The sequence below is a fragment of the Thiohalophilus sp. genome (genome assembly GCF_034521165.1).
In the GTDB taxonomy this organism is placed as follows: Bacteria; Pseudomonadota; Gammaproteobacteria; order UBA6429; family Thiohalophilaceae; genus Thiohalophilus.
Window position 1 is genome coordinate 206,198 of record NZ_JAXHMV010000002.1, and the last position, 23,588, is coordinate 229,785.

Here is a 23,588-nt window from a genome sequence, read left to right on the forward strand (position 1 = left end):
GTTTGTTTGATCGGCAATTTACGCCCGGTATTATAACTGGCGCGCCATGCGCTCGCCTTCTTTCACGTCGACCATCAGCAACAGAATGCCCCCGATCAGAAACAACAGCGTCACCGAAAGAATGGCCAGCCGCGAACTGTCGGTCAGCACGGCCACCGAACCCATCAGTACCGGGCCGATCACCGCCGCAAACTTGCCCATCATGTTGTAAAAGCCGAAAAACTCGCCGGATTTCTCCGGCGGGATAATGCGCGCGTACAGCGATCGACTCAGTGACTGTACGCCCCCCTGCACCAGGCCGATCACCACGGCCAGCAGGTAAAACTCATACACTTCCTGCATGAAATAGGCCCAGGTGGTGACGATAAAATAGACGCACAGCGCGATCAGTATGCCGGCCTTGGCACCTATCCTGTTGCCGAGGATACCGAACAACAGCGCGGACGGAAACCCGACAAACTGGGTAATTAACAGGGCAACAATCAGATCGTTACTGTCAAAGCCGATCGACATGCCGTAATCCACCGCCATGCGCACCACGGTATCGACCCCGTCGATATAGAGCCAGTAGGCTACCAGGAACAGGGACACCACTTTCAGTCGGCGAATTTCGGCAAAGGTATTGCGCAATTGCCGAAAGCCGCCGCGCACCGCCTTGAACACCGGCAACCGCAATCCTTCATCGGCCGGCACGTTGAATGCCAGCGGCAGGGTAAAAAGGGCCCACCAGATGGCCACGGTGATAAAGGCAAAGCGTACCGCCTCGCTGGCATCGGTGAAACCGAACCAGGTCGGATAGAGGGTCATCAGCACATCCAGGGTAAATAACAATCCGCCGCCGAGATACCCCAGGGAAAAACCGTAACCGGAGACCAGATCGTAATGCTCGGGGCGGGTGACCTTGACGATCAACGCATCGTAGAAGATCACGCTGCCCATAAAGCCGATCACACCCAGCGCATACAGGACGGCCGCCGCCAGCCAGGCGCCTTTTTCCACGCCGTACAGTGCCGCGGTCATGATCATGCCCAGCGCGGCAAACGACAATAACAACCGCTTGCGGGCCTGACCGGCATCGGCGATGGCCCCGAGAATTGGCGCCAGCAAAACGATCACGATGCCGGCGACGGAGTTGGCCACCCCCAGATGAAAGGTGCTGGTGGTCGCTGCCTGTCCGGCGCTCCAGTACTGTTTGAAAAAGACCGGAAACAGTCCCGCCAGCATGACCGTGGCAAAGGCCGAATTAGCCCAGTCATACAATGCCCAGGAAAGCACTTTCTTTTCGGTGAGCAGTTTCCACATGCCGGTCTCGTTGTGTGTTTGTTGTTATTCGCGCAAGGCCCCTGCCCTGCCGGTATCGGTCAGGCCTGTGACGGTTGACCGTATTGCTGTTGCAATTGCCGATAGTCGATCTTGCCACTGCCCAGTTGCGGCAGCTTGGTCACAGAGACCAGCCTGTGCGGCACACCGGCCTCGGGGATACCCTGCTCGCGCGCGGCATCCAGCAGATCACCGCATTGCGCCTGCGGCCGGGTGGTGATCAGCACCAGCTGTTCACCGCTTTGGGTATCACCCACGCGAATGATCGCATGGGTTGCCTGCGGCCAGACGCCGCTGACAAATTCCTCCAGCTGTGCCAGCGACACCGTTTCGCCGTCGACCCGGGCAAAACGCCGGGCCCGGCCAAGGAGGGTCAAAAACCCGCGCGCATCCACCCGGACAATATCGCCGGTATCATACCACCCGGGCCCGGCGGCGGTGGCCGGCGGCTGAACCGTTTGTGGTTGATCGGATTGCAGATAGCCGAGCATCACGTTGGGCCCCTTCACCCACAGACGTTCGCCGGCTTCCACGTCCGGTTCGGCCACCAGCCGGTAGTCCATGCCCGGCAGCAGCCGGCCGACCGTGCCGGGGCGGTTTTCCATGGCCGTGTTCATGGCGATCACCGGGCCGGTCTCGGTGGTACCGTAAGCTTCGAAAATGCGCACCCCGAATCGCTCGCTCCACATCCGGCGGGTTGTCGCCTGCAGTTTTTCCGCGCCGGCGAACACATACCGAACGCTGTAAAAATCATACGGATGAGCAAAACGGGCATAACCGGCCAGGAAGGTGTCGGTACCAAAGACGATGGTGGCGTTGATGTCGTAGGCGATCTCGGGGACGATGCGGTAGTGCCACGGATTGGGATAGAAAAAGACCCGCAACCCGGAGACCACCGGCAGCAGCGTACCGCAGGTCAGCCCGAAGGCATGGAACATGGGCATGGTGTTGAGCACGACGTCCCGTGAACTGAAATCGCTGCGGCTGACCAGTTGCGAACAGTTGGCCAGCAGATTGGCGTGCGACAGCAGCACGCCCTTGGGTTCAGCTTCGGAGCCGGGAGTAAACAGCAGCACCGCCGGATCATCCGGCCCGGCCTCACCGGCACGTCCGCGATACCCCAGTCTCGGAAACCAGGCCGCGAACCTGCCACGCAGTTTATGCCGCCAGCGCAAACCACTGACCACCTCTTCGAGGTAAATCACCTTCACTTCCCGGCCCAGTTCGCTCAGCAGTTCGTGCAAACGGACATAATCGGCAAACCGGCGCGAGGTATAGATCGTGTTGAGGCGCCCGATGCGACAGGCCGCGAGCAGATTTTGCACCCCGTCGGAATAATTGAGCAGCGCCGGCACCCGGTGATAGATCTGCAGTGCAAACAGGGTGATCAGCGTCGCGGTGGTATTGGGTAACAAAATACCGACGTGCTCTTGTCGCCGGGTCCGCGACGCCAGGGCATCGGCCAGGATAAAACTGCGCTGGATCAGCTGGCGATAGTTAATCGGTACCCGCTCGAAATCCTCCGCAATCTTGTGCCGGCCGCCGTGAATGCGCTGCGCATCCAGCAGGGCCTCGAAGATCGTGCAACGATAATGGCTGGTGGCGAACATCATCTCGGTCATGATGTCGGTCAGCTGCTCGCCGGCATAGATACGCCGCGCCCGTCCGCGTATCTCGTCCGGCGCCTTGATTTTGCGCGGCGGCAGAACGGTCAGGGTAATGCGCGGGAACCAGCGCACCCGGATGCGCTTGCGCAGGCGGGAGAACGGCGAATACTGGGCGCCGTCGATGCGCACCGGTAACACGTCGGCATCGACCTTGTCCGCCACCAGCCCCGGGCCGTGATAGATCTTCATCAATGCCCCGGTCACGGTGATCCGCCCTTCGGGGAACAGCACCACGCTGTGATCGTCCTGCATATAACGGATCAGCGATTTGAGAGAAAACGGACTGCTCGGCTCCATCACAAACAGCGTCACCAGCGGTTTGAACGGCCGCATGAACCATTGATTCACGATACGGGTATGGATGGCGAAGCTGAAATCGCGCGGCAGAAAGACCGTCAGCAAAAGCCCGTCGAGAAAGGAGGTGTGGTTGGCAATCAGCAAGGTGCGCGGACCGGCCTGTCGCAGGTTTTCCAGCCCCTGCACCTCGACCCGATAGAGCAACCTGAGCAGAGCGCGGAAAACGATCTTGAGTAAGGTTCGCATCCGCTATTGATACCGGGTCACTGACCGGTTTGTAAAGGGCTTTACGTATTGTCCGGTGAACAGGCTGTTGAAAACGTTGGCGAGGCCGCCGATGCAAGGCAAAAATGGCCGAAAAAGCGGAGTTTATGTGTAATAAATGCGCATTTTGAGGCTATTTTTAACGCTGCAGCGGCAACGCAGGGTGTTTTCAACAGTCTGTTAGTGTTCGCGGGTGGCGTGGAATTCGATATCCGGCCAGCGTTCGATGGTCAGATCCAGATTGACCCGCGTCGGCGCCAGATAGGTGAGACTCCCCGAGGCATCCAGGGCCAGGTTATCCGCGGCTTTTTTACGAAACTCGTTGAGCATCTTCTCATCGGCGCAGGTCACCCAGCGGGCGGTATTCACGTTGACCGCCTCGAAGCTGCATTCCACGTTATATTCTTCTTTGAGGCGAAAGGCGACCACATCAAACTGCAGCACGCCCACCGCGCCGACAATGATGTCGTTGTTATTGAGCGGGCGAAAGACCTGCGAAGCGCCCTCCTCGCTCAGCTGATCCAGCCCTTTTTGCAGCGCCTTGTTTTTCATGGGATCGCGCAGGCGCACCCGGCGGAACAGTTCCGGGGCAAAGTTGGGAATGCCGGTGAACTTGAGATCCTCGCCCTGGGTGAAGGTGTCACCGATCTGAATCGTGCCGTGATTATGCAACCCGATAATATCGCCGGGATAGGCGGTTTCCACATGCTCGCGTTCGCTGGCCATGAAGGTGATGGCATTGGCCAGTTTGACATCCTTGCCGATGCGCACCTGGCGGGCCTTCATGGCTTTTTCATAGGTGCCGGAGCAGACGCGCAAAAAGGCCACCCGATCGCGGTGCTGGGGATCCATATTCGCCTGGATCTTGAACACGAAGCCGGTGAACTTCTCTTCCTCGGGCTCGACAATCCGCTGGCGTGTTTCGTGCGGCTGGGGCGGCGGCGCGATCTCGACGAAATAGTCCAGCAACTCCTCGATGCCGAAGTTGTTGATCGCCGAGCCGAAAAACACCGGGCTCTGCCTGCCGGCCAGAAAGGCGTCGAGATCGAATTCATGACTGGCACCGCGCACCAGTTCGATCTCCTCGCGCAGTTCATTGGCCGCGCTGCCGAGCAGATCATCGAGCCGGGAATTATCCAGTCCCTGGATGACTTCGCCGGTCTGGATTTTGCCGCCATGGGTGGCACTGAAAAGATGAATGTTCTCGTTATAGAGGTGATAGACCCCCTTGAATCCCTTGCCCATGCCGATCGGCCAGGTAATCGGCGCGCACTGGATTTTCAGCACCTCCTCCACCTCGTCCATCAGCTCGATGGGCTCGCGGCCTTCCCGGTCCAGTTTGTTAATAAAAGTCAGAATCGGCGTATCGCGCAGCCGGCACACTTCCATCAGCTTGATGGTCCGCTCCTCGACCCCCTTGGCGCTGTCGATCACCATCAGCGCCGAATCCACCGCGGTCAGTACCCGGTAGGTATCTTCGGAGAAATCCTCATGGCCCGGGGTATCCAGCAGGTTGATAATGCGTTCCTTGTAGGGAAACTGCATTACCGCCGAGGTGACCGAGATGCCGCGCTGCTTCTCCAGCGCCATCCAGTCGGAGGTGGCGTGGCGATCCGACTTGCGTCCCTTGACCGTCCCCGCCTGCTGGATGGCACGGCCGAACAGCAACAGTTTTTCGGTCACGGTGGTTTTCCCGGCGTCGGGATGAGAGATGATCGCAAAGGTGCGCCGGCGGTGGGTTTCGTCGAGATAACGGCTCATGAAGGGTCCAGCTATTAAAAGAGCGCTATTGTACAAAAAAGCCGCGCCGCTGTGCAGGGCAAGAAGCCTCTCCGGCCCTGGCGGGAGGACGCCGGACCGACGTTATTTTGCGGGGCGGTTCTTTTCGCCCGGTGTCGATTTGGACAGTTCGGCCGTGAGTACCCGGCGCATGGCATCCTCCATGGACATATTCACCGGTTCGATCTGCGAGCGCGGGATATACAGGGTATAGCCCCCGATCTGGTAACTCAGCGGCATATAGACCGCGACAATATCGTCCCCCGCCGGCGCGCTCAGGCCGGGAATATCCTCAATATGATCGCGGGTCAGAAAGCCGATCAACCGGGCGCCGCCGAAGTTCACCAGCACCACCTGCTTGAGCCCGCCGCGGCTCTTGCCGGCGGCGAAATAATCCATGAAATCGTTCAGCGAGCCGTAGATCGATTTGACCAGCGGAATCCGCTCCAGCAGCTTCTCCACCAGCCAGATCAGCTGCCGCACCACCCAGGCATTCACTGCCAGACCGATAAAAAACAGCAGCACCACCCCGGCCACCAGTCCCATGCCGGGCAGGTAATGCTCCTCGGGGACAAACGAGGTAATCGCCGGATGCAGCCCCTTCTCGATATTCAGACCCAGCCAGTAAATCAGATACAGCGTCAACGCCACCGGCAACACCGTCGCCAGTCCCTTGAAGACATTCTTCCATAGATAGGACATTGCATTCTCCTGCTGGCCAAACGCCGAAACCGGCAAGGGCCATATGAACACCTCTGCCGACTATATCAGTCGAGATGGCGCCGTAACACGCTTGCTTACACGCTTTTACGCTGAACAACGAATAACCGACTCAGCAGGCACTTGCCAGGGGCCCCCGGAGGCTTATCCAGTACCCTTGTCTTTGCACTGGATTCCCAGCCAGTCGGACCAGGCGGCAAACAACCCCGGATCCAGCGCCGCCACCGCCGAGCGCGGTTGCAAACGGTTGTTAAACACCGCCTCGCCCTCCAGGGTGCACGACTGTCCCCCGGCCTCGGCCAGGATCAGGTGCCCGGCGGCGTAATCCCACAGATTCTGCTTGCCGTGCAGATAGACATGACTGCGGCCGATGGCAATCCAGCACCAGTCCAGTGCCACCGAACCGAAACTGCGTTGCGATGAATAGGGGATATCGGTAACCAGCCGGGTCGCCAGCGCGGGTGCCAGCCGTTTGAAGTCGATGAGGCCGGTACTTTGTTTCAGACTCAGGCCGATATCGATTGGAACAAGCCGCTCACCATTGAGCCAGGCGCCCTGGCCCTGTTGCGCGAAGAAGCATTCGTCACGCACCGGGTCGTAAACCAGGCCGAGTTTCAACGCGCCCGCCTCGATCAGCGCCAGCGACACCGAGAAACAGGGAATGCCCGAGGCATAGTTACTGGTGCCATCGAGCGGGTCCAGCACCCACAGGGGTTTGCCGCTTTGCAACAGGGCCTGTTGTTCTTCGGGGGGCATCTCTTCACCCAGAAACAGGATATCGGGCTCATGGCGGTTTAATTCACGGGCAACCCGGTTTTGCATGGCGAGGTCGGCCTCGGTCAGAAAACTGCCGTCGGCCTTGATGCCGCGTTTGACGTGGGTAAAGCGGGTCATCAGTTCCTCGCGCGCGGCGGCGCGGATCAGCGAGATGAGCGTGTCTGACTGCATAAAAGCCAATCCGTTAAGAGGAAGGACTCAGTCGCCGAGCGACAGCGCCATCACCAGCGCATCTTCGCGGCCGAACTCGTCGGGATAATAATCGGGGCGAATGCCGATCTCCTGAAAGCCGGTTTTCTCGTACAGCCGTATGGCCGCCTGATTGGAAGGGCGCACTTCCAGATAGACCGAATCGACGTGATATTCCCGGGCCACTTGCAAGATATCGCCCAGCATCAGTTCACCGTAACCGCGGCGATGGGAATCGGGATGCACGCACAGGGTCAGAATATGGGCCTCGCCGGCGGCAATGGAGAGAATCGCATAGGCCCGCAGCCGGCCGTCGATTTGCAAAACCCGGCAGGGATAGCCGACGGCCATACAATCGCGAAATATCCCGCGAGTCCAGGGAAAAAAATAGATCGCCTCCTCGATTGCCATGACCTCATCCAGATCCGCCAGGGTCATGGCGCGGATGCCGTCATCTGCCTGTTTGAAAACCGCGCTCATACCGAACAAGTATACCGGTTATTCGCCGGTTGTCAGGGAGCGGGCAAACAGCAAATCTTCCCACGCCTTGCGCTTGTCCGCCGGACTACGCAGCAGATAGGCCGGATGGTAAGTCACGATGACCGGGGTAGCGGTGGATTCCAGCTGCTGCACACTGCCCCGTAACCGGTTCAGCGGCGTATTGCAGTCGAGCAGCCGCTGGGCGGCGATACGACCCACCGCAATAATCAAGTCCGGCTGAATGAGTTCGATCTGGCGACGCAGATAGGGAAAACAGCAGGCCGCCTCTTCGGGCCGGGGATCCCGGTTATTCGGCGGCCGGCATTTGAGAATATTGGCGATATAGACCTGCTCGCGAGACAATCCCACCGCCTGCAGCATGGCATTGAGCAACTTGCCGGCCCGGCCGACAAACGGCTCACCCTGGCGATCTTCATCGACCCCGGGGGCCTCGCCGACGATCAGCCAGCGGGCCTGCTGATCCCCCACCCCGAACACGGTCTGCGTGCGGCTCTGGTGCAACTCGCACAACCGGCAACCGGCCACCCGCTGGCGCAGGCCATCCCAGTCCAGTTCACTGACATCCGGCAGCCCCTCGCCCGGCGCCTCCAGCGGCACCGCCGGTTCCGGCGCCAGCGCAGACTCAATCGAGGCCGATTCGGCTTGCGCCACAGCCGCCGCCTCCGGCAACACCTGATCCCGCCGCACCCAGACATCGATCCCCATCGCGTCCAGATAGCGGCGTTGTTGTGGCGTGACAGGAGACATGGGATGAGTTTACCACCTACGAAAGAAAAGGGGCGAGGGACGAGGAAAAGCGTTAACCACCAAGACGCCAAGACACCAAGAATGCACAATTATTTTCTTCGTGCCTTGGTGTCTTGGTGTCTTGGTGGTGAGTTTTTAAGCTTTTTTCCTCGTCCCTCGGACCTCGCCCCTGGCCGCCGACTAGACGTCGGCGGCCTGCGGATGTTCCCGCTCGACCGGCGAGACGATCTTGTTCAGGGCGTTGATATACGCCTTGGCGGAGGCGATGACGATGTCGGTGTCGGCGCCCTGGCCGTTGACGATCCGCCCGCCCTTTTCCATGCGCACGGTAACCTCGCCCTGAGCGTCGGTGCCGCTGGTGATGTTGTTCACCGAATAGAGCAGCAACTCGCTGCCGCTGTGGATCACCTGTTCAATGGCCCGGAAGGCCGCATCCACCGGCCCGCCGCCGTCGGCCTCGGCCTGCTGTTCGTGGCCGTCCACGTTGAGGGTCACGTTGGCGTGCGGGGTCTCGCCGGTTTCGGAGCAGACCCGCATGGCCACCAGATGGATATGCTCGTTCTCGGCGGAGATGCCGGTTTCGGTCACCAGTGCCTGCAAGTCCTCGTCGAAGATCTCGTGCTTCTTGTCGGCCAGGTTCTTGAAGCGGGCGAAGGCCTCGTTCAATTCATCCTCGGAATCGAATTCCACGCCCAGCTCCTTGAGCCGCGAACGGAAGGCGTTGCGCCCCGAGTGTTTGCCCAGCACCATGCGGTTGGCCGACCAGCCGACATCCTCGGCGCTCATGATCTCGTAGGTCTCGCGGCTCTTGAGTACGCCATCCTGATGGATACCCGATTCATGGGCAAAGGCATTGGCGCCGACGATCGCCTTGTTGGGCTGCACGGCAAAACCGGTGATGCCCGACACCAGCTTGGAGGTCGGGACGATCTCGCGGGTATCGAGATGATCGACACTGCAGGGGAAGATGTCCTTGCGGGTCTTGACCGTCATGACGATCTCTTCCAGCGAGGCATTACCGGCCCGCTCGCCCAGTCCGTTGATGGTGCACTCGACCTGACGGGCGCCATTCAATACCGCGGAGAGGGAGTTGGCCACGGCCAGCCCCAGATCGTTATGGCAATGCACGGAAAAGACCGCCTTGTCCGAGTTGGGTACCCGCTCGATCAACTGGCGAATGGTCTCGCCGAACTGCTGCGGCACGTTATAGCCGACCGTGTCCGGAATGTTGATGGTGGTGGCGCCGGCCTTGATGACTTCCTCGACGATGCGGCACAGAAAGTCCAGCTCGGAGCGCCCGGCGTCCTCGGCCGAGAACTCGACGTTGTCGGTGTACTGGCGGGCGCGCTTGACCGCGCGGATCGCCTGTTCCACCACCTGGTCCGGCTCCATGCGCAGTTTCATCTGCATATGAATCGGCGAGGTGGCGATGAAGGTGTGGATGCGGGCGCTGTTGGCCTCCTTCAATGCCTCACCGGCACGATCGATGTCCGTGTCCAGCGCGCGGGACAGGCCGCAGACGGTACTGTCCTTGATACTGCGCGCCACGGCGCGCACGGCATCGAAGTCGCCGGTACTGGCCACCGGGAAACCGGCCTCGATCACGTCCACCTTCATACGTTCCAGGGCGCGGGCAATACGGATCTTCTCCTCCTTGGTCATGGAGGCCCCGGGACTCTGCTCGCCGTCGCGCAAGGTGGTATCGAATATGATTAATCTGTCGTCGCTCATTGTCTCTCTCCTGATAACCCATTATGGCATGGGTTGGCAGTTAACCTGAAAATTCTGTGCTTGTTGGGCTGTGAGGTTGTGGCGCCCAGCCCGGCGCGTCGTCTGCTGTTATTTGCCCCTCAGGGCAGCAGTCGCAGGTTCAGGAGAGCATCCAGGGAGGTCAACCGGACGAACAGGGGCAGGCCCTGCATCGGGGAAGCAGTGACAGAGATGTCGCTGTGGTTCGAACGCGTCATTGTCCGGGCATTTCGCTCAATCATTTAGACTCAATATAACGTCTCTTGCGCCGTTTTCCAAGCCCTGTTACGACTCCTCGTGGCGATGGGCCTGATCCCGCTCGGCACGGCGCTGGCGCAACTGGATCAGGGTCAGTACCGGCCCCGACAGGGCGTAAACCGCGAACACGCTGAACAGCACCACCGGGGGATTGGCCGACACCAGCACCAGGATCAGGACAATGACCAGAATGGCCACAAACGGCACCCGGTTACGCAGATTGAAGGTCTTGAAGCTGTAGTAGCGGACATTACTGACCATCAGCAGGCCCACCAGCACCGTGATCGCCCAGACCAGATAATCGAACTGGGCGGGGAACACGTCGTAGTGCTCACCCACCCAGACCCCGCCGGCAATGATCGCCGCCGCCGAGGGACTGGCCAGCCCCTGAAAATAACGCTTGTCGGCATGCTCCACCTGGGTATTGAACCGGGCCAGCCGCAGCGCCGCCGTGGCGGTGTAGATAAAGGCCGCCAGCCAGCCGAGCTTGCCCAGATCCGACAGAGCCCATTCGTAAATCACCAGCGCCGGCGCCAGCCCGAAGGAGACCATGTCCGACAGGCTGTCATACTCGGCGCCAAAATCGCTCTGGGTGTTGGTCAGGCGTGCCACCCGCCCGTCGATCCCATCCAGCAGCATGGCCACGAAAATGGCAATCGCGGCCGGCTCGAAGCGGCCATGCATGGCCGCCACGATAGCGTAAAACCCCGAGAACAGGGCCGCCGTGGTAAACAGGTTAGGCAGCAGATAGATGCCGCGACGATGCTGATCGGTCTGGGATTTTCTGCTCATCAAATCAAACGCGTGTTAAGAACGAGATACCGATCATAACGTAAACCCCCTCCGCTGCAGAGCCCCGTGCAAGGGAATTTCAGCGGCCCAAACGCAAAAGGCCGGTTAGAAAACCGGCCTTTTATCAAGCGAAACGCGACGCGCTCAGTTCTTGCTCTTGTCGACCAGGGCGTTGGCCTTGATCCAGGGCATCATCTCGCGCAGCTTCTCGCCGACCTGCTCGATCGGATGTTCGGCGTTGAGCCGGCGCATGGCGGTCATCTCCGGATAGTTGCTCATGCCTTCGAGGATGAACTTCTTGGCATACTCGCCGGTCTGGATGTTGTGCAGGGCTTCTTTCATCGCCCAGCGACTCTCCTCGTTGATCACCTTGGCACCGGTGACGTACTCGCCATACTCGGCGTTGTTGGAGATGGAGTAGTTCATGTTGGCGATACCGCCTTCGTACATCAGATCCACGATCAGCTTCAGCTCGTGCAGACATTCGAAGTAAGCCATCTCCGGCGCATAGCCGGCTTCCACCAGGGTCTCGAAACCGGCTTTGACCAGTTCCACCGCGCCACCACACAGCACGGCCTGCTCGCCGAACAGATCGGTTTCGGTCTCGTCCTTGAAGCTGGTTTCGATGATGCCGGTGCGACCGCCACCGATGGCCGAGGCATAGGACATGGCGGTCTCCTTGGCCTTGCCGGAGGCGTCCTGGAACACGGCGATCAGATCGGGAATCCCGCCACCGCGCACGAATTCACTGCGCACGGTATGGCCCGGCGCCTTGGGCGCAATCATGATCACGTCGAGATCCTCGCGCGGCACCACCTGGTTGTAATGAATGCTGAAGCCGTGGGCAAAGGCCAGGGTCGCGCCCTTTTTCAGACTCGGCTCGATATCATCTTTGTAAATCCGGGCCTGGTACTCATCCGGGGTCAGCACCATGATTACATCGGCGCCCGCGACAGCCTCGGGGACATTCTTGACACTCAGGCCGGCTTCCTGCGCCTTTTTGGCGGAAGCGGAACCTTCACGCAGGCCGACGATGACATCCACGCCGGAGTCCTTCAGGTTGTTCGCATGGGCATGGCCCTGGGAGCCGTAACCAATAACAGCTACCTTCTTGCCCTTGATGATGGAGAGATCGCAATCTTTGTCGTAATAGATATTCATACGTAATACCTGCCAATCCAGTTTTTAATTAATTGAAGATTAAACGTGCAATGCCCGGCTGCCGCGTGCAACACCCGTAGCACCGGAACGAACCGTTTCGATAATCAGCTCCGCGTCGATTGCACCGAGAAAGGCATCCAGCTTGGTGCCGTTACCGGTCAGTTCGATGATATAAGTCTCGTCAGTGACATCCAGTATGCGGCCGCGGAAAATGTCCGCCATACGCTTGAGTTCGGCACGCGCCTGATCCGAGGGGGTCGAGACCTTGACCATCATCAGTTCCCGTTCGATATGATTGCCCTCGGAAATATCCGCCAGTTTGACTATATCGACCAGCTTGTTCAGCTGCTTGAAGATCTGCTCGATGATCTCGTCCGAACCGCTGGTCACGATCGTCATGCGCGACAGGGAGGCATCCTCGGTCGGCGCCACGGTCAACGATTCGATGTTGTAACCGCGCGCCGAGAAGAGCCCCGCCACCCGGGACAGGGCCCCGGCCTCGTTTTCCATCAACAGTGAAATGATATGTCGCATCAGGCCAGCTCCCTCTCCGGTGACAGGTGCATCTCATGATGCCCCTTGCCGGCGGCAATCATCGGATAGACGTTCTCGGTCTGATCGGTAATGAAGTCCATGAACACCAGCCGGTCCTTCATGGCGAAGGCTTCCCTGAGCGCACCTTCCACGTCCCCCGGCTGCTCGATACGCATGCCCACGTGGCCGTAGCTTTCCGCCAGTTTGACGAAATCGGGCAACGCATCCAGATAGGAATGGGAATAGCGGCTGTCGTAGAAGAACTCCTGCCACTGACGCACCATGCCCATATAACGGTTGTTCAGGTTGACGATCTTGACCGGCAGCATGTATTGCAGCGCGGTGGACAGCTCCTGGATACACATCTGGATACTCGCCTCGCCGGTGACACAGGCCACCTGACTGTCGGGATAGGCCAGTTGCACGCCCAGCGCAGCCGGCAGGCCGAAGCCCATGGTGCCCAGGCCGCCGGAGTTGATCCAGCGACGCGGCTTGTCAAACGGATAGAACTGCGCCGCGAACATCTGATGCTGGCCCACGTCGGAGGTCACATAGGCGTCGCCGCCGGTCACCTCGTGCAGTTTTTCGATCACGAACTGCGGCTTGATCAGCGCGCTGTTGCGATCGTAACGCAGGCAGTTTTTGCTTTTCCAGGCCTCGATCTGCTGCCACCACTGATCCAGCGGCTTGGCATCCGGCTTTTTCTTCGAGGCCTTGATCGCCTTGTTCATATCCGACAGCACATGCTTGATATCGCCGACGATGGGCACATCCACCCGCACGTTCTTGGAAATGGACGAAGGATCGATATCGATGTGAATGATCCTGGCATCCGGGCAAAACTGTTTGACGTCGCCGGTCACCCGATCGTCGAAGCGCGCGCCGATGGCGATCAGCACATCGCACTCGTGCATCGCCATGTTGGCCTCGTAGGTACCGTGCATGCCGAGCATGCCCAGATGTTGCTTGTCGCTGGCCGGATAGGCACCGAGGCCCATCAGGGTCTGGGTAATGGGATAGCCCAGGGTGCGGGTGAATTCGATCAGCTCGGCGTCGGCATTGCTCAGCACGACCCCGCCGCCGGTGTAGATCATCGGCCGGCGCGCCGCGAGGATCAGCTCCATCGCCCGGCTGATCTCGCCGGGGTGGCCCTTGACCACCGGCTGATAGGAGCGCATCTCGACTTCGCCCGGGTATTCATAATCGATCTTGATGTTCGGATCAGTCGTGTCCTTGGGAATATCCACCACCACCGGGCCGGGCCGGCCGGTGCTCGCCACATAGAAGGCCTTGCGCAGGGTCTCGCCCAGATCCTCGGCCCGTTTCACCAGAAAGTTGTGTTTCACGCAGGGACGGGTAATGCCGACCGCATCCACCTCCTGGAACGCGTCACTGCCAATATAATGGGTCGCCACCTGACCGGTGATGATCACCATCGGAATCGAGTCCATGTAGGCGGTAGCAATGCCGGTCACGGCATTGGTCGCCCCCGGACCGGAGGTGACCAGCACCACGCCCGGCTTGCCGGTCGCGCGGGCATAGCCGTCGGCCGAATGAGTCGCGCCCTGTTCGTGGCGAACCAGGATGTGCTTGACCTCATCCTGATTGAACAGGGCGTCATAGATATGCAGAACCGCGCCGCCCGGATAGCCGAAGACGTATTCAACGCCCTCGTCCTTCAGGAACTGGACTACGATTTCGGCTCCACTGAGTTTCACGTTGTGTACTCCCAGATGCGTTCCAGAAATGTTGCGTCGCTGCGAAAAAAATACCCGTCGCAACGGGCAGGGACGCCCATTATAATCGGTAAAACGGTATAAATACACGGAATGTCGACAGAAAGCCGGCAAAACCTGCCGCCGCGACACAATTTCCGGACCCTCGCCGTGGTTGTTGCCGACAGTAACTTGACCCGGCGGGCGCGACATGCGAAAACCACTCCTGAGACAGGCTTTACAACCCCTTAACCGCAACCTGCGCAGAATACGCTCATGAAAACAATCAACAAGCTTTTCGCTCTACTCCTGCTGCTCGCCCTGGCGACCCCGACCGCGCTGGCCGCCACCTACAAGTATCAGGACGAGTCGGGCAACACGGTCTATTCCCAGAATCCGCCCGAGAACCCCGATACGCCCTACGAGGTAATGACCAACATCTCCTCCCAGGCCAGGCCCGGCAGCAACTCCGCGCCGGCCAGCAGCCGCCCGTCGCCCAACCTGCAACCGGACGAAGAAGAGAGTGACACCGTCGCCCGCGAGCAGCAACAGGCCGAACAGATGCGCGAAGAAAACTGCGAAGCCGCGAAAAAGAACCTGGAGATTTACACCGTCTATCGCCGGATTCGCAATGAAGAAGGCGAAGTGGTGCGCATCAGCGACGAGGAACGTCAGCAAAAAATCGACGAAGCCAAACAGGCGATCCGGGATTTCTGTGACTGACTTACGGGGACTGACCTGCGTGAGGGAGTTTTAGCATGCCGCTACTCAAGATTCAGAGCAATCAATCCGTCGAACCGGCGCGGGCCGAACAACTGGTCAGTGCCGCCTCCGCCCTGGTGGCCGGGCAACTGGGCAAGCCCGAGCGCTACGTGATGGTGGCCCTGGAGCCGCCGGTTCCCATGTCCTTCGGCGGCAGCACCGACCCGCTGGCCTACCTGGAACTGAAAAGCATCGGCCTGCCGCAGGACAAGACCCCGGCCCTGTCCGAGGCCCTCTGTGGTCTCATCCAGGAACAACTGGGCATCGATCCTGAACGGGTCTACATCGAATTCGCCAACGCCCCGCGCGCCATGTGGGGCTGGAACAGCTCGACTTTCTAGACTACCCCAAAAGCTTAACCACGAAGACACCAAGACACGAAGGAGACCAGTCAATTCACTTCGTATCTTCGCGTCTTCGTGGTGAGATTTTGTGCTGTTTTCCTCGTAACTCGTCCCTCGGCCCTCGTCCCTGCCTGAAAATTTGGGATAAAATGGCCATTTAACTCCATCACATAACAAAGCGAAAATTATGCGTAGCTCCCGTCTGTTGCTCTCCACCCTGAAGGAAACCCCGGCCGACGCCGAAATCATCAGTCACCAGCTGATGCTGCGCGCGGGGATGATTCGCAAACTCGCCGCCGGGCTCTATACCTGGCTGCCCATGGGGCTGCGGGTGCTGCGCAAGGTGGAGAATATCATCCGCGAAGAGATGGACCGTGCCGGTGCCCAGGAGGTGCTGATGCCGGCGGTGCAACCGGCCGAGCTGTGGGAAGAGTCGGGCCGCTGGGAACAGTACGGGCCGGAACTGCTGCGACTGGCCGATCGCCACGGGCGCGACTTCTGTTTCGGCCCGACCCACGAGGAGGTCATCACCGATCTGATCCGGCGCGAAATCCGCAGCTACAAGCAGCTGCCGACCAATCTCTATCAGATCCAGACCAAGTTTCGCGATGAGATCCGCCCCCGCTTCGGGGTGATGCGGGCCCGCGAGTTTCTGATGAAAGACGCCTACTCCTTTCATCTGGACGATGCCTCGCTGGATGAAACCTACCACCGCATGCACGACACCTATTGCCGTATTTTTTCACGCCTGGGGCTCGACTACCGCCCGGTCCAGGCCGACACCGGCTCCATCGGTGGCAAGCTCTCCCATGAATTCCATGTGCTGGCCGACTCGGGGGAAGATGCCATCGCCTTCAGCAGCGACAGCGACTACGCCGCCAATGTGGAACTGGCACCCACACAGCCGGTCAGTGACAGCCTGCCGCCCGCCGGCGCCACGATGCAGCGCGTGGATACGCCCGGCCAGCACACCATCGAACAGCTGGCCGCGTTCCTCGATGTGCCCGCCAGCCAGTGCCTCAAAACCCTGCTGGTGGTCGATGCCGGGGAACAGGTTCATGCCCTGATTCTGCGCGGCGATCACGAACTGAATATGCTCAAGGTGGAAAAGCTCGAAGGCATTACCCCGCCGCTGCGTTTCGCCAGTGACGCGGAAGTCAAACAGGCCTGCGGCTGCGAGCCCGGGTCCATCGGGCCGGTGGGTCTGGAAGTTCCCTTGCAGGTGGATCACGGCGCCCTGATCGCCGACTTTGTCTGCGGCGCCAATCAACCGGACCAACACCTGACCGGTGTCAACTGGGGGCGCGATCTGCCGCAACCGGCCACGGTCGACATCCGCAATGCGATCGAGGGCGACCCTTCCCCCGATGGCCAGGGAACGCTCTCGATCAAGCGCGGCATCGAGGTCGGGCATATCTTCCAGCTGGGCGATAAATACAGCGATGCCATGAAGGCCACCGTGCTGGATGAAAACGGTCACTCGGTGGTGATGACCATGGGCTGTTACGGCATCGGCGTCTCGCGGGTGGTCGCCGCCGCCATCGAACAGAACCACGATGAGCGCGGTATCATCTGGCCCGACGCCATCGCGCCCTGGCAGGTAGCGATCCTGCCGCTGAACATGCACAAGTCGCAACGACTGCGCGACACCGCCGAACAGCTGTATACAAACTTACAGCAGGCCGGTATCGATGTATTGCTGGACGATCGCAAGGAACGCCCCGGGGTCATGTTCGCTGACATGGAGTTGATCGGCATCCCGCATCGCATTGTCATCGGCGATCGCAGCCTGGACAAAGGGGTCGTGGAATACAAAACCCGCCGCGAGACCGACGCGCAGGAAATCCCGGTCGATCAGATCATCGACCATATCCGGCAACAGCTGCAATAACCCGGGACACCGTGATGCGGCCGCTGGCAAAACAAGCATCCTCCCTGATTCGGGCCGCAACGTTATTCCTGTTCGGGGGACTGCTTGTTGGCCCGTCACTGGCGGCGGAACAGGGCAATGTCGATCCCGAACTGCGCCAGCTGCTACAGCAGGCGATCAACGAAAACGACAGTTTCGAGGATCGGTTCGAGGCGGAAGTCTGGCTGGTCGACATGTCCCAACGGCTCAAGGCACGAGTGCCCGATCCGCAGCGCCGCCTTTCGCTGCTCAAACAGATTCACTTTGAAGCCAAACGGGCCGGGCTCTGGCCCGAACTGGTGCTGGCGGTCATCGAGGTGGAAAGCAACTTCGATCGCTTTGCCATCTCCAGCGCCGGCGCCATGGGCCTGATGCAGGTCATGCCCTTCTGGCTGGACGAAATCGGCCAGCCCGGCGATAACCTGTTCGACATCCGCACCAACCTGCGTATGGGCTGCACCATCCTCAAATACTACCTGGAAAAGGAAAACGGCAACCTCACCCCCGCCCTCGCCCGCTACAACGGCAGCTACGGCAGCCACCGCTACACCACCAAAATCTACACTGCCCTCGACAACCGCTGGCGGCGGTACTGACAAAGCAATAATCTCTTCTCACAGTCGCTGGAAACAACGCAAAGAACGCAAAGGCGCAGAGTTCGCAAAGGACAAGAATAAAAATCAAGTTGCGTAAATTTTTTCAAAACGTTTGTATTGCAATAAACCCAGGCCACCTGTCCGATTGCTTCACAACAATAATTTATTCCTTTGTGTTCTTTGCGTCTCTGCGTCCTCCGCGTTTCCTTCCAGAGAACCTGAAAAGTGTTTGTTACAGCGTTCTATTCAGTGGTGAAATGTGATGGCGGCGGGGTGTCGACGGTTTCGCAGTCGACCTGGTCAACCTGGGCCATGGGCGAGCCTTCCCACAGCCAGTCGCAGAGCTGGCGGACTCTGGCGTCGGAGCCGCAGGCGAGGACTTCCACCGAGCCGTCGTCCCGGTTACGGACGTAACCGGTCAGGCCCAGGCGTTGCGCTTCGTGGCGGGTGCTGTCGCGGAAGAACACCCCCTGCACCCGGCCCGTGACCCGACACTGGCGACAGAGATTCATGGCAGTTCGATGCTGGCGGTTTGCCCGACCCGGTAACGCTGGTCTTCCAGCGGGAAGCTGACCGCCACGGCATACCGTTCCGTGCCCTCGACCGGTTCCAGGCCGATACTCTTGATTTGGCCGGTATGCCGGCGACCCGCGATGTTCACCGCCGCTTCCTGACCCACTTCGAGGGAGCGAGTCTGTGCTTCGGTGAGTTCGGCACGGGCAACCATGGAATTGGCATCGGCCACGGTAACCAGTGTCAGCGGTTGCAGATCATTGATCACTGTCTGACCCTGTTCGGCAAAGACGCTGATCACCAGGGCATCAAACGGAGAACGCACCGCGCTGTATTCCAGGTTCAACCGGGCCTGCACCAGTGCCGCGCGGGCCGCGGCATAATCCGCCTCGGCCTGCTTGGCGTCGTTTAACGCCATTTGCAGCTCATGATCCGATAACACGGTACGGTCATACAGTTCCTCGGCGCGATCCCGCTCGCGGCGAGCTTCCGCGCGCACGGCCTTGAGACTCTCCAGTCGGCTACGGGCCTTGCTCACATCGGCCCTGAAGCCCCGATCGTCCAGTTGCACCAGCACGGCACCGGCCTTCACCCGTTGCCCGGCCTGCGCGGTCACCTCGCTGATCACGCCCTGTACCGGCGTGCCCAGTTCAACGCGCCGCTCCCATTCCAGCCGGGCATCGTACTCGGCTGCTGCAGCGTGGCCGCTGAGCAGCAATAACGTCGCCGCCACGAATTTAATTTGCCTGTTCATTGCTCTCTTCCTTTTGCGTCGTATTCTGCGGAGGCACAAAGGGTTGTTCGACATCCAGCCGGCCCAGCAAGGCATTCAGCCGAGCCCAGGCCAGGGCGGTCTCATAATCGCTTTCGGCGGTGTTCCGTTCCGCTTCGGTATAACGCACCATGGAATCACCCAGATCCGCTCTGACTTCCAGCTCGTAAAGAGCACGACTGCGATCCAGATAAAGTTCGCGATAACGTTTTTCGCTCTGGCGCTGCTCGCGTCGGGCCTTGAGCGAATCCAGTTGCAACCACAGCTCCAGCACCTGCTGGCGGACATCGCGTTCCGCCCGTGTCAGCATCGCCCGCGTTTCGAACAGGCGAGCCTTTTCGCGCGCCACGCCGGCATCGGTACGGCTGCCATCGTACAGCGGGATAGTCACTTGCAGTTCGGCACGAAAATCGTCGTAACTGTTGCGCTCCCGGGAATAGGCGCCGGCCTGCAACTTGCCACTGACAGTCGGATTATCACCAGCGCGGGCCCCTTCGACCCGCGCGTGCGCGGCTTCAAGCCGTTCCCGCAGCGATTTCACCACCGGGTTTTCCTGCAGTGCCAGCGCTTGCAGCTGTTCCACTTCCGGCAGCTCCCGTTCGATGTCCGGCAAGGCAGGGGGGACCACATTGCGGGGTAACTGGCCGGGCCGGTTCAGTGCCTGCGCCAGTCGGGCCCGGGTCTCACGCTGGCGGTTCTGGGCCCGGGAACGCCGGTAACGGGAACGCTGAAAAACCGCTTCCTGCTCCAGCAGTTCCAGATCGGAGATTTGCTTGAGCTCGTGCCGATCGCGCAACTTGTCCAGCTCGACAAACTCGACCGCCATCTCCTCGTTATAGCGGTAGTACTGCAAGTCGGCCAGCACCACATCAAAATAGCGCTGCATGATCGCCAGGCGCCGTTGCTGGCGCGTGTTGACGCGCAGAAGTTTGTGACTGTCGAGTTGTCGGGCTGCGGCAGCACTGGCCGAGCGGGTTCGACCGAAGTCGTAGAGCGTTTTATCGACATTCAGCAACAGGCGATGATCATCGTTACTTTGATTGAAGGCGTAATCGGGCGGTTCCACATGGGCCAGCGCGCCATCGACATAGACATCCAGATCGTCCCCGGCACGGGCTCCCTGCAGTTCCGCCTCGGCCACCTGGATGCGCGCCTCCGCGATTTGCAGATCGGGATGCGGTTCATCGGCCAGCGCCAGGGCCTTGTCGAGCGTCAGCGGCTCCGGCAACGGTTCGGGTTTTTCATCGCTCTGCTGCGCATAACCGCTCGTCATGCCCAACAGCAGCAGGCCGCACAACCAGGCGTGCGGGCGAAACACGATTGCTCGATTCATGTCGTAAGATTATTCTTTTCGTTTTTCACGTTTGTAACGGGTAAACGACATATCCTTGTAGATTCCGTTGGCAACGTATTCACCCATCCACATAAATTCTTCCACGCCGGACGTCTTGCCGGTATGCCGGTGTATCCGCTCGCCTTCGAGATTATAGAAAGCAAAGACCGGCGTGGCCCGCACGCGATTTTCCTTGAACGCGAAATCCTTCTGCTTTTTCTGTTCGCCCTGCAGGTTGGTAATCTCGACATCCCCTTCGATATCCACGGAGAAGTTCAGAAAATGCTCACGATAGTATTCCTGGACTTTCTGACGATTGAGGACGTTTTCCTTCATGTAGTGGCAAAAGGGGCACTCGTCCATCTCAAAAAAGATAAGTACGCCTTTTTTACCCTGCTCCCGGGCATTTTCCAGCTCTTCCTGATAATCGCCCCAGGTTTCATGGAAAAAATGCTTATAGGGATCGCGGGTTTCCGCGGCCAGCGTCGCCGTACCCAGCGCCAGCAGCAATACGAAAATAGAGCCAAACAGTTTACGCATGAATCACACCATTATGTTTGAAATGCCACATCAGTCTGTGACCGTCACAAAACGAAAAAATTCCCGCCAGATAGCAGGGTTGACCGGCTCGGCTATTCTACCGCGTTTCCCCGGCTTTTAAACCCGTTACCCTCATCGGATCCACCGCCAGATCGAGCGGCGGCAAATTTTAACACAGCCCTCACAATCGGGCCCGGGAACAGCAACCAGCCGGGCAGTGCGCAGCGAGGAACCCGTGCAAGAGGGGAAGAACCTGAAAAAGGGGAGAAGAAGAGCAGACAACAAAAAGGGCCCGCGAGGGGCCCTTTTGGCAGTTACAAAGAAATTCTGTAACTTGTTTTAGCGTGCCAGGTAGTCGCGATCGGAATCTTCAACCACACCGACAGACCAGCTACCGCGGGTCCGGGCATGACGGACTGCCGCATCGACTTCCATGCTGGACGGATTGTTATCAATATCCAGAACCTGACCCGGATAGATCAGATCAGCGTCCTCGATCTTGTTACTGTTTTGCTTGTAAATCAGCGGCCACTGATAAGGATTGCCGTAGATTTCCGATTTGCCGGAAATGTCCCACAGGTTGTCACCGCGCACCACGGTGTAGTCCGACATATCACCCATATCCGGGCCAAGCGCACCGGTCTGGGTATCGGCAGGCTGGGTTTCGGGGGCGGTGGTTTCGGCGGGAGCCGCCGGAGCCGGTTCCTGTGCTTCCTCAGTAGTGCCCGCGCAACCGACAGAAATACTGACCGCAGTGATCAGCAGTCCTGCAAGTTTCAGCGAGTTAACTATTTTCATTGTTATGGACTCCAGTTGGTTTTGAATTCGATAAAGGGCAATTTGTTCTCTACGTTGCAACCTAGCACTGGCCGTAAATGCCTGTCAAGGCAGCAACTTACAAACCACCCTTGTTCCGGCAAGTTTAGTGATTTGGTCGCATATAGCAAGCCAATATCAATCGTTTTGAGGTCTGTTTCCGGTTTTGTCGACGGCTTTTTGCCGGGCCAGCATCGCCTGCTCCTGGGCTTCGAGTGCGAAATCCCGGGCAATGGGGTAATCCCCCTGTTCCAGTTTGCGCGCGGCCCGATCCAGCAATTTTTCCGCGATCGACAACAGTTCGGGGGCATGCTCCTGCGCACCGGCATCCCTGGCGGCCTGGATCGTCTGGCGCGCATTGCTCATTTCCTGAACAGGGGCCGAGATGGCACAGCCGGTCAACGCCAGTATCGCAACATACCAGCCAAAAAAGAGAGACAAAGAGATCAGGCGCATTAAACCAATTCGGGTAGATACAGGGTCAAACGAATGTATCCCCGCCCCTATAGGCTGTCAAGACAACAACCGCTAGAATACAAAGCCAGTCAGGCAATCATCAAAGACGCACAAAACGCTATGCAACCGACGATTTATCACAACCCCCGCTGCTCCAAATCGCGGCAGACGCTCGAGTTATTAAAAGCACAGGGCCATGACCCGCAGGTGGTCGAATACCTCAAGACGCCGCCGGATCGCGCCACGCTGGAACGGATCCTGGATTGGCTGGGGCTGGAGCCGCGCGATCTGATGCGCAAAAACGAACCCGAGTACAGGGAAAATAACCTTGATGATCAATCACTTGGTCGAGACGCATTGATCGAGGCCCTGCTTGCTTACCCGAAACTGATCGAACGGCCGATCGTGGTGACCGGGGACAAGGCCGCCATCGGTCGCCCGCCCGAACAGGTCCTGGAGATCCTCCCATGAGCGAGATTCTGGTGCTCTATTACAGCCGCCACGGCGCCACCGCCGGGCTGGCCCGCCAGGTGGCCCGCGGTGTTGAACAGGCCGGATTGCAGGCCCGGCTGCGCAGTGTCGCACCGGTCTCCCCCACGCCTGAGGCCGTCGACCCGCCGGTCCCGGACAGCGGAGCCCCCTATGCCCGGCTGGAAGATCTGCAGGAATGCGCCGGTCTCGCACTGGGCAGCCCGACCCGCTTCGGCAACATGGCGGCGCCGCTCAAATATTTCCTCGATACCACCAGCCCCCTCTGGCTGCAGGGCGCGCTGGCGGGCAAGCCGGCAGCGGTGTTCACCTCCACCGCCTCGATGCACGGCGGCCAGGAGACCACGCTCACCTCCATGATGCTGCCGCTGTTGCATCACGGCATGCTGCTGGTGGGCCTGCCCTACAGCGAGACCGCCCTGCACACCACACGCAGCGGCGGGACGCCCTACGGCGCCAGTCATCTGGCGGGACCCGACAGCGATCGGCCCCTCAGCGAGGAAGAAGAACAGCTCGCCCGGGCGCTGGGCACACGCCTGGCCCAGGTTAGCCGGGCGCAGCTGGATGCCGGACTGATCAAGGCATAGG

General features: G+C 59.6%; 24 protein-coding genes. 6 read left to right on the forward strand and 18 right to left on the reverse strand.

What is annotated here, in order from left to right; translation table 11 throughout:
- Positions 1–30: 30 nt before the first annotated feature.
- The 12 genes from U5K34_RS02740 to U5K34_RS02795 form a co-directional block, all read right to left on the reverse strand.
- Positions 31–1,302, reverse strand: coding sequence for an MFS transporter (locus U5K34_RS02740; protein ID WP_322566987.1), 1,272 nt, complete (start codon positions 1,300–1,302; stop codon positions 31–33).
- A gap of 59 nt (positions 1,303–1,361) precedes the next feature.
- Entirely contained in the window at positions 1,362–3,530 is a 2,169-nt protein-coding gene (locus U5K34_RS02745; protein WP_322566988.1) for an AMP-binding protein, read from the reverse strand.
- Between the two features lie 198 nt (positions 3,531–3,728).
- On the reverse strand, positions 3,729–5,309 hold the full coding sequence (locus tag U5K34_RS02750) for a peptide chain release factor 3 (RefSeq protein ID WP_322566989.1): 1,581 nt from the start codon (positions 5,307–5,309) through the stop codon (positions 3,729–3,731).
- A 102-nt stretch (positions 5,310–5,411) separates the two neighbouring features.
- Positions 5,412–6,029 (reverse strand): DUF502 domain-containing protein, encoded by a 618-nt coding sequence (locus U5K34_RS02755; protein WP_322566990.1) that lies wholly within the window; start codon positions 6,027–6,029, stop codon positions 5,412–5,414.
- Positions 6,030–6,191: 162 nt separating this feature from the next.
- On the reverse strand, positions 6,192–6,995 hold the full coding sequence (locus U5K34_RS02760) for an inositol monophosphatase family protein (RefSeq protein WP_322566991.1): 804 nt from the start codon (positions 6,993–6,995) through the stop codon (positions 6,192–6,194).
- Between the two features lie 27 nt (positions 6,996–7,022).
- Positions 7,023–7,493 carry a ribosomal protein S18-alanine N-acetyltransferase gene (rimI, locus tag U5K34_RS02765; protein ID WP_322566992.1) on the reverse strand — a complete coding sequence of 157 codons (471 nt, stop codon included), beginning with the start codon at positions 7,491–7,493 and terminating at the stop codon, positions 7,023–7,025.
- A gap of 18 nt (positions 7,494–7,511) precedes the next feature.
- Positions 7,512–8,261, reverse strand: a complete 750-nt coding sequence (locus U5K34_RS02770) for a uracil-DNA glycosylase (protein ID WP_322566993.1) — start codon at positions 8,259–8,261, stop codon at positions 7,512–7,514.
- A 180-nt stretch (positions 8,262–8,441) separates the two neighbouring features.
- Positions 8,442–9,992: a 2-isopropylmalate synthase gene (locus tag U5K34_RS02775; RefSeq protein WP_322566994.1), complete on the reverse strand. Its 1,551-nt coding sequence runs from the start codon at positions 9,990–9,992 to the stop codon at positions 8,442–8,444.
- A 303-nt stretch (positions 9,993–10,295) separates the two neighbouring features.
- On the reverse strand, positions 10,296–11,060 hold the full coding sequence (gene pssA / locus U5K34_RS02780) for a CDP-diacylglycerol--serine O-phosphatidyltransferase (RefSeq protein ID WP_322566995.1): 765 nt from the start codon (positions 11,058–11,060) through the stop codon (positions 10,296–10,298).
- Between the two features lie 144 nt (positions 11,061–11,204).
- Positions 11,205–12,221, reverse strand: coding sequence for a ketol-acid reductoisomerase (gene ilvC, locus U5K34_RS02785; RefSeq protein ID WP_322566996.1), 1,017 nt, complete (start codon positions 12,219–12,221; stop codon positions 11,205–11,207).
- Between the two features lie 39 nt (positions 12,222–12,260).
- Positions 12,261–12,755, reverse strand: a complete 495-nt coding sequence (gene ilvN, locus U5K34_RS02790; RefSeq protein WP_322566997.1) for an acetolactate synthase small subunit — start codon at positions 12,753–12,755, stop codon at positions 12,261–12,263.
- Complete coding sequence (locus U5K34_RS02795) at positions 12,755–14,473, reverse strand: acetolactate synthase 3 large subunit (protein WP_322566998.1); 1,719 nt, start codon at positions 14,471–14,473, stop codon at positions 12,755–12,757. Before U5K34_RS02795 ends, ilvN begins: the two co-directional genes overlap by 1 nt.
- 273 nt (positions 14,474–14,746) lie before the next feature.
- Here U5K34_RS02795 and U5K34_RS02800 point away from each other — a divergent pair, with 273 nt between their 5' ends.
- The 4 genes from U5K34_RS02800 (at position 14,747) to U5K34_RS02815 (ending at position 18,081) form a co-directional block, all read left to right on the forward strand.
- On the forward strand, positions 14,747–15,193 hold the full coding sequence (locus tag U5K34_RS02800; RefSeq protein ID WP_322566999.1) for a DUF4124 domain-containing protein: 447 nt from the start codon (positions 14,747–14,749) through the stop codon (positions 15,191–15,193).
- 35 nt (positions 15,194–15,228) lie between these two features.
- The gene (locus U5K34_RS02805; RefSeq protein ID WP_322567000.1) at positions 15,229–15,573 is read left to right on the forward strand and encodes a phenylpyruvate tautomerase MIF-related protein; all 345 of its coding nucleotides are present in this window, start codon (positions 15,229–15,231) and stop codon (positions 15,571–15,573) included.
- Between the two features lie 190 nt (positions 15,574–15,763).
- Positions 15,764–17,467 carry a proline--tRNA ligase gene (locus U5K34_RS02810; RefSeq protein WP_322567001.1) on the forward strand — a complete coding sequence of 568 codons (1,704 nt, stop codon included), beginning with the start codon at positions 15,764–15,766 and terminating at the stop codon, positions 17,465–17,467.
- 14 nt (positions 17,468–17,481) lie between these two features.
- Positions 17,482–18,081, forward strand: coding sequence for a lytic transglycosylase domain-containing protein (locus U5K34_RS02815; protein ID WP_322567002.1), 600 nt, complete (start codon positions 17,482–17,484; stop codon positions 18,079–18,081).
- Between the two features lie 242 nt (positions 18,082–18,323).
- Here the strand turns inward: U5K34_RS02815 and yccX are convergent, their stop codons facing one another.
- From yccX to U5K34_RS02845, 6 genes are all read right to left on the reverse strand, one after another.
- Positions 18,324–18,593 carry an acylphosphatase gene (yccX, locus tag U5K34_RS02820; protein WP_322567003.1) on the reverse strand — a complete coding sequence of 90 codons (270 nt, stop codon included), beginning with the start codon at positions 18,591–18,593 and terminating at the stop codon, positions 18,324–18,326.
- Positions 18,590–19,348 carry an efflux RND transporter periplasmic adaptor subunit gene (locus U5K34_RS02825; RefSeq protein WP_322567004.1) on the reverse strand — a complete coding sequence of 253 codons (759 nt, stop codon included), beginning with the start codon at positions 19,346–19,348 and terminating at the stop codon, positions 18,590–18,592. The genes yccX and U5K34_RS02825 overlap by 4 nt, the downstream gene beginning before the upstream one ends.
- Entirely contained in the window at positions 19,332–20,699 is a 1,368-nt protein-coding gene (locus U5K34_RS02830; protein WP_322567005.1) for a TolC family protein, read from the reverse strand. Before U5K34_RS02830 ends, U5K34_RS02825 begins: the two co-directional genes overlap by 17 nt.
- Positions 20,700–20,708: 9 nt before the next feature.
- A complete protein-coding gene (locus U5K34_RS02835; RefSeq protein WP_322567006.1) occupies positions 20,709–21,239 on the reverse strand; it encodes a thioredoxin family protein in 531 nt (176 codons plus the stop codon).
- A gap of 339 nt (positions 21,240–21,578) precedes the next feature.
- Positions 21,579–22,037, reverse strand: coding sequence for a LysM peptidoglycan-binding domain-containing protein (locus U5K34_RS02840; protein WP_322567007.1), 459 nt, complete (start codon positions 22,035–22,037; stop codon positions 21,579–21,581).
- Positions 22,038–22,193: 156 nt separating this feature from the next.
- Positions 22,194–22,511 carry a DUF4398 domain-containing protein gene (locus U5K34_RS02845; protein WP_322567008.1) on the reverse strand — a complete coding sequence of 106 codons (318 nt, stop codon included), beginning with the start codon at positions 22,509–22,511 and terminating at the stop codon, positions 22,194–22,196.
- A 120-nt stretch (positions 22,512–22,631) separates the two neighbouring features.
- Between U5K34_RS02845 and arsC the strand changes: the two genes are divergently transcribed.
- Together arsC and wrbA are read left to right on the forward strand one after the other, a co-directional pair.
- Entirely contained in the window at positions 22,632–22,982 is a 351-nt protein-coding gene (gene arsC, locus U5K34_RS02850) for an arsenate reductase (glutaredoxin) (protein WP_322567009.1), read from the forward strand.
- A complete protein-coding gene (gene wrbA, locus U5K34_RS02855; RefSeq protein ID WP_322567010.1) occupies positions 22,979–23,587 on the forward strand; it encodes an NAD(P)H:quinone oxidoreductase in 609 nt (202 codons plus the stop codon). The genes arsC and wrbA overlap by 4 nt, the downstream gene beginning before the upstream one ends.
- Position 23,588: the final 1 nt, after the last annotated feature.

Coding starts and splice junctions, on each gene's coding strand:
- U5K34_RS02770 (WP_322566993.1), bottom strand. CDS start 8,261: ATGTCTCCTGTCACGCCACAACAACGCCGCTATCTGGACGCGATGGGG.
- U5K34_RS02775 (WP_322566994.1), bottom strand. CDS start 9,992: ATGAGCGACGACAGATTAATCATATTCGATACCACCTTGCGCGACGGC.
- U5K34_RS02805 (WP_322567000.1), top strand. CDS start 15,229: ATGCCGCTACTCAAGATTCAGAGCAATCAATCCGTCGAACCGGCGCGG.
- U5K34_RS02815 (WP_322567002.1), top strand. CDS start 17,482: ATGCGGCCGCTGGCAAAACAAGCATCCTCCCTGATTCGGGCCGCAACG.
- pssA (WP_322566995.1), bottom strand. CDS start 11,060: ATGAGCAGAAAATCCCAGACCGATCAGCATCGTCGCGGCATCTATCTG.
- U5K34_RS02800 (WP_322566999.1), top strand. CDS start 14,747: ATGAAAACAATCAACAAGCTTTTCGCTCTACTCCTGCTGCTCGCCCTG.
- U5K34_RS02830 (WP_322567005.1), bottom strand. CDS start 20,699: ATGAATCGAGCAATCGTGTTTCGCCCGCACGCCTGGTTGTGCGGCCTG.
- U5K34_RS02835 (WP_322567006.1), bottom strand. CDS start 21,239: ATGCGTAAACTGTTTGGCTCTATTTTCGTATTGCTGCTGGCGCTGGGT.
- wrbA (WP_322567010.1), top strand. CDS start 22,979: ATGAGCGAGATTCTGGTGCTCTATTACAGCCGCCACGGCGCCACCGCC.
- rimI (WP_322566992.1), bottom strand. CDS start 7,493: ATGAGCGCGGTTTTCAAACAGGCAGATGACGGCATCCGCGCCATGACC.
- ilvN (WP_322566997.1), bottom strand. CDS start 12,755: ATGCGACATATCATTTCACTGTTGATGGAAAACGAGGCCGGGGCCCTG.
- ilvC (WP_322566996.1), bottom strand. CDS start 12,221: ATGAATATCTATTACGACAAAGATTGCGATCTCTCCATCATCAAGGGC.
- U5K34_RS02845 (WP_322567008.1), bottom strand. CDS start 22,511: ATGCGCCTGATCTCTTTGTCTCTCTTTTTTGGCTGGTATGTTGCGATA.
- yccX (WP_322567003.1), bottom strand. CDS start 18,593: ATGAATCTCTGTCGCCAGTGTCGGGTCACGGGCCGGGTGCAGGGGGTG.
- U5K34_RS02810 (WP_322567001.1), top strand. CDS start 15,764: ATGCGTAGCTCCCGTCTGTTGCTCTCCACCCTGAAGGAAACCCCGGCC.
- U5K34_RS02760 (WP_322566991.1), bottom strand. CDS start 6,995: ATGCAGTCAGACACGCTCATCTCGCTGATCCGCGCCGCCGCGCGCGAG.
- U5K34_RS02740 (WP_322566987.1), bottom strand. CDS start 1,302: ATGTGGAAACTGCTCACCGAAAAGAAAGTGCTTTCCTGGGCATTGTAT.
- arsC (WP_322567009.1), top strand. CDS start 22,632: ATGCAACCGACGATTTATCACAACCCCCGCTGCTCCAAATCGCGGCAG.
- U5K34_RS02745 (WP_322566988.1), bottom strand. CDS start 3,530: ATGCGAACCTTACTCAAGATCGTTTTCCGCGCTCTGCTCAGGTTGCTC.
- U5K34_RS02755 (WP_322566990.1), bottom strand. CDS start 6,029: ATGTCCTATCTATGGAAGAATGTCTTCAAGGGACTGGCGACGGTGTTG.
- U5K34_RS02750 (WP_322566989.1), bottom strand. CDS start 5,309: ATGAGCCGTTATCTCGACGAAACCCACCGCCGGCGCACCTTTGCGATC.
- U5K34_RS02825 (WP_322567004.1), bottom strand. CDS start 19,348: ATGAACAGGCAAATTAAATTCGTGGCGGCGACGTTATTGCTGCTCAGC.
- U5K34_RS02840 (WP_322567007.1), bottom strand. CDS start 22,037: ATGAAAATAGTTAACTCGCTGAAACTTGCAGGACTGCTGATCACTGCG.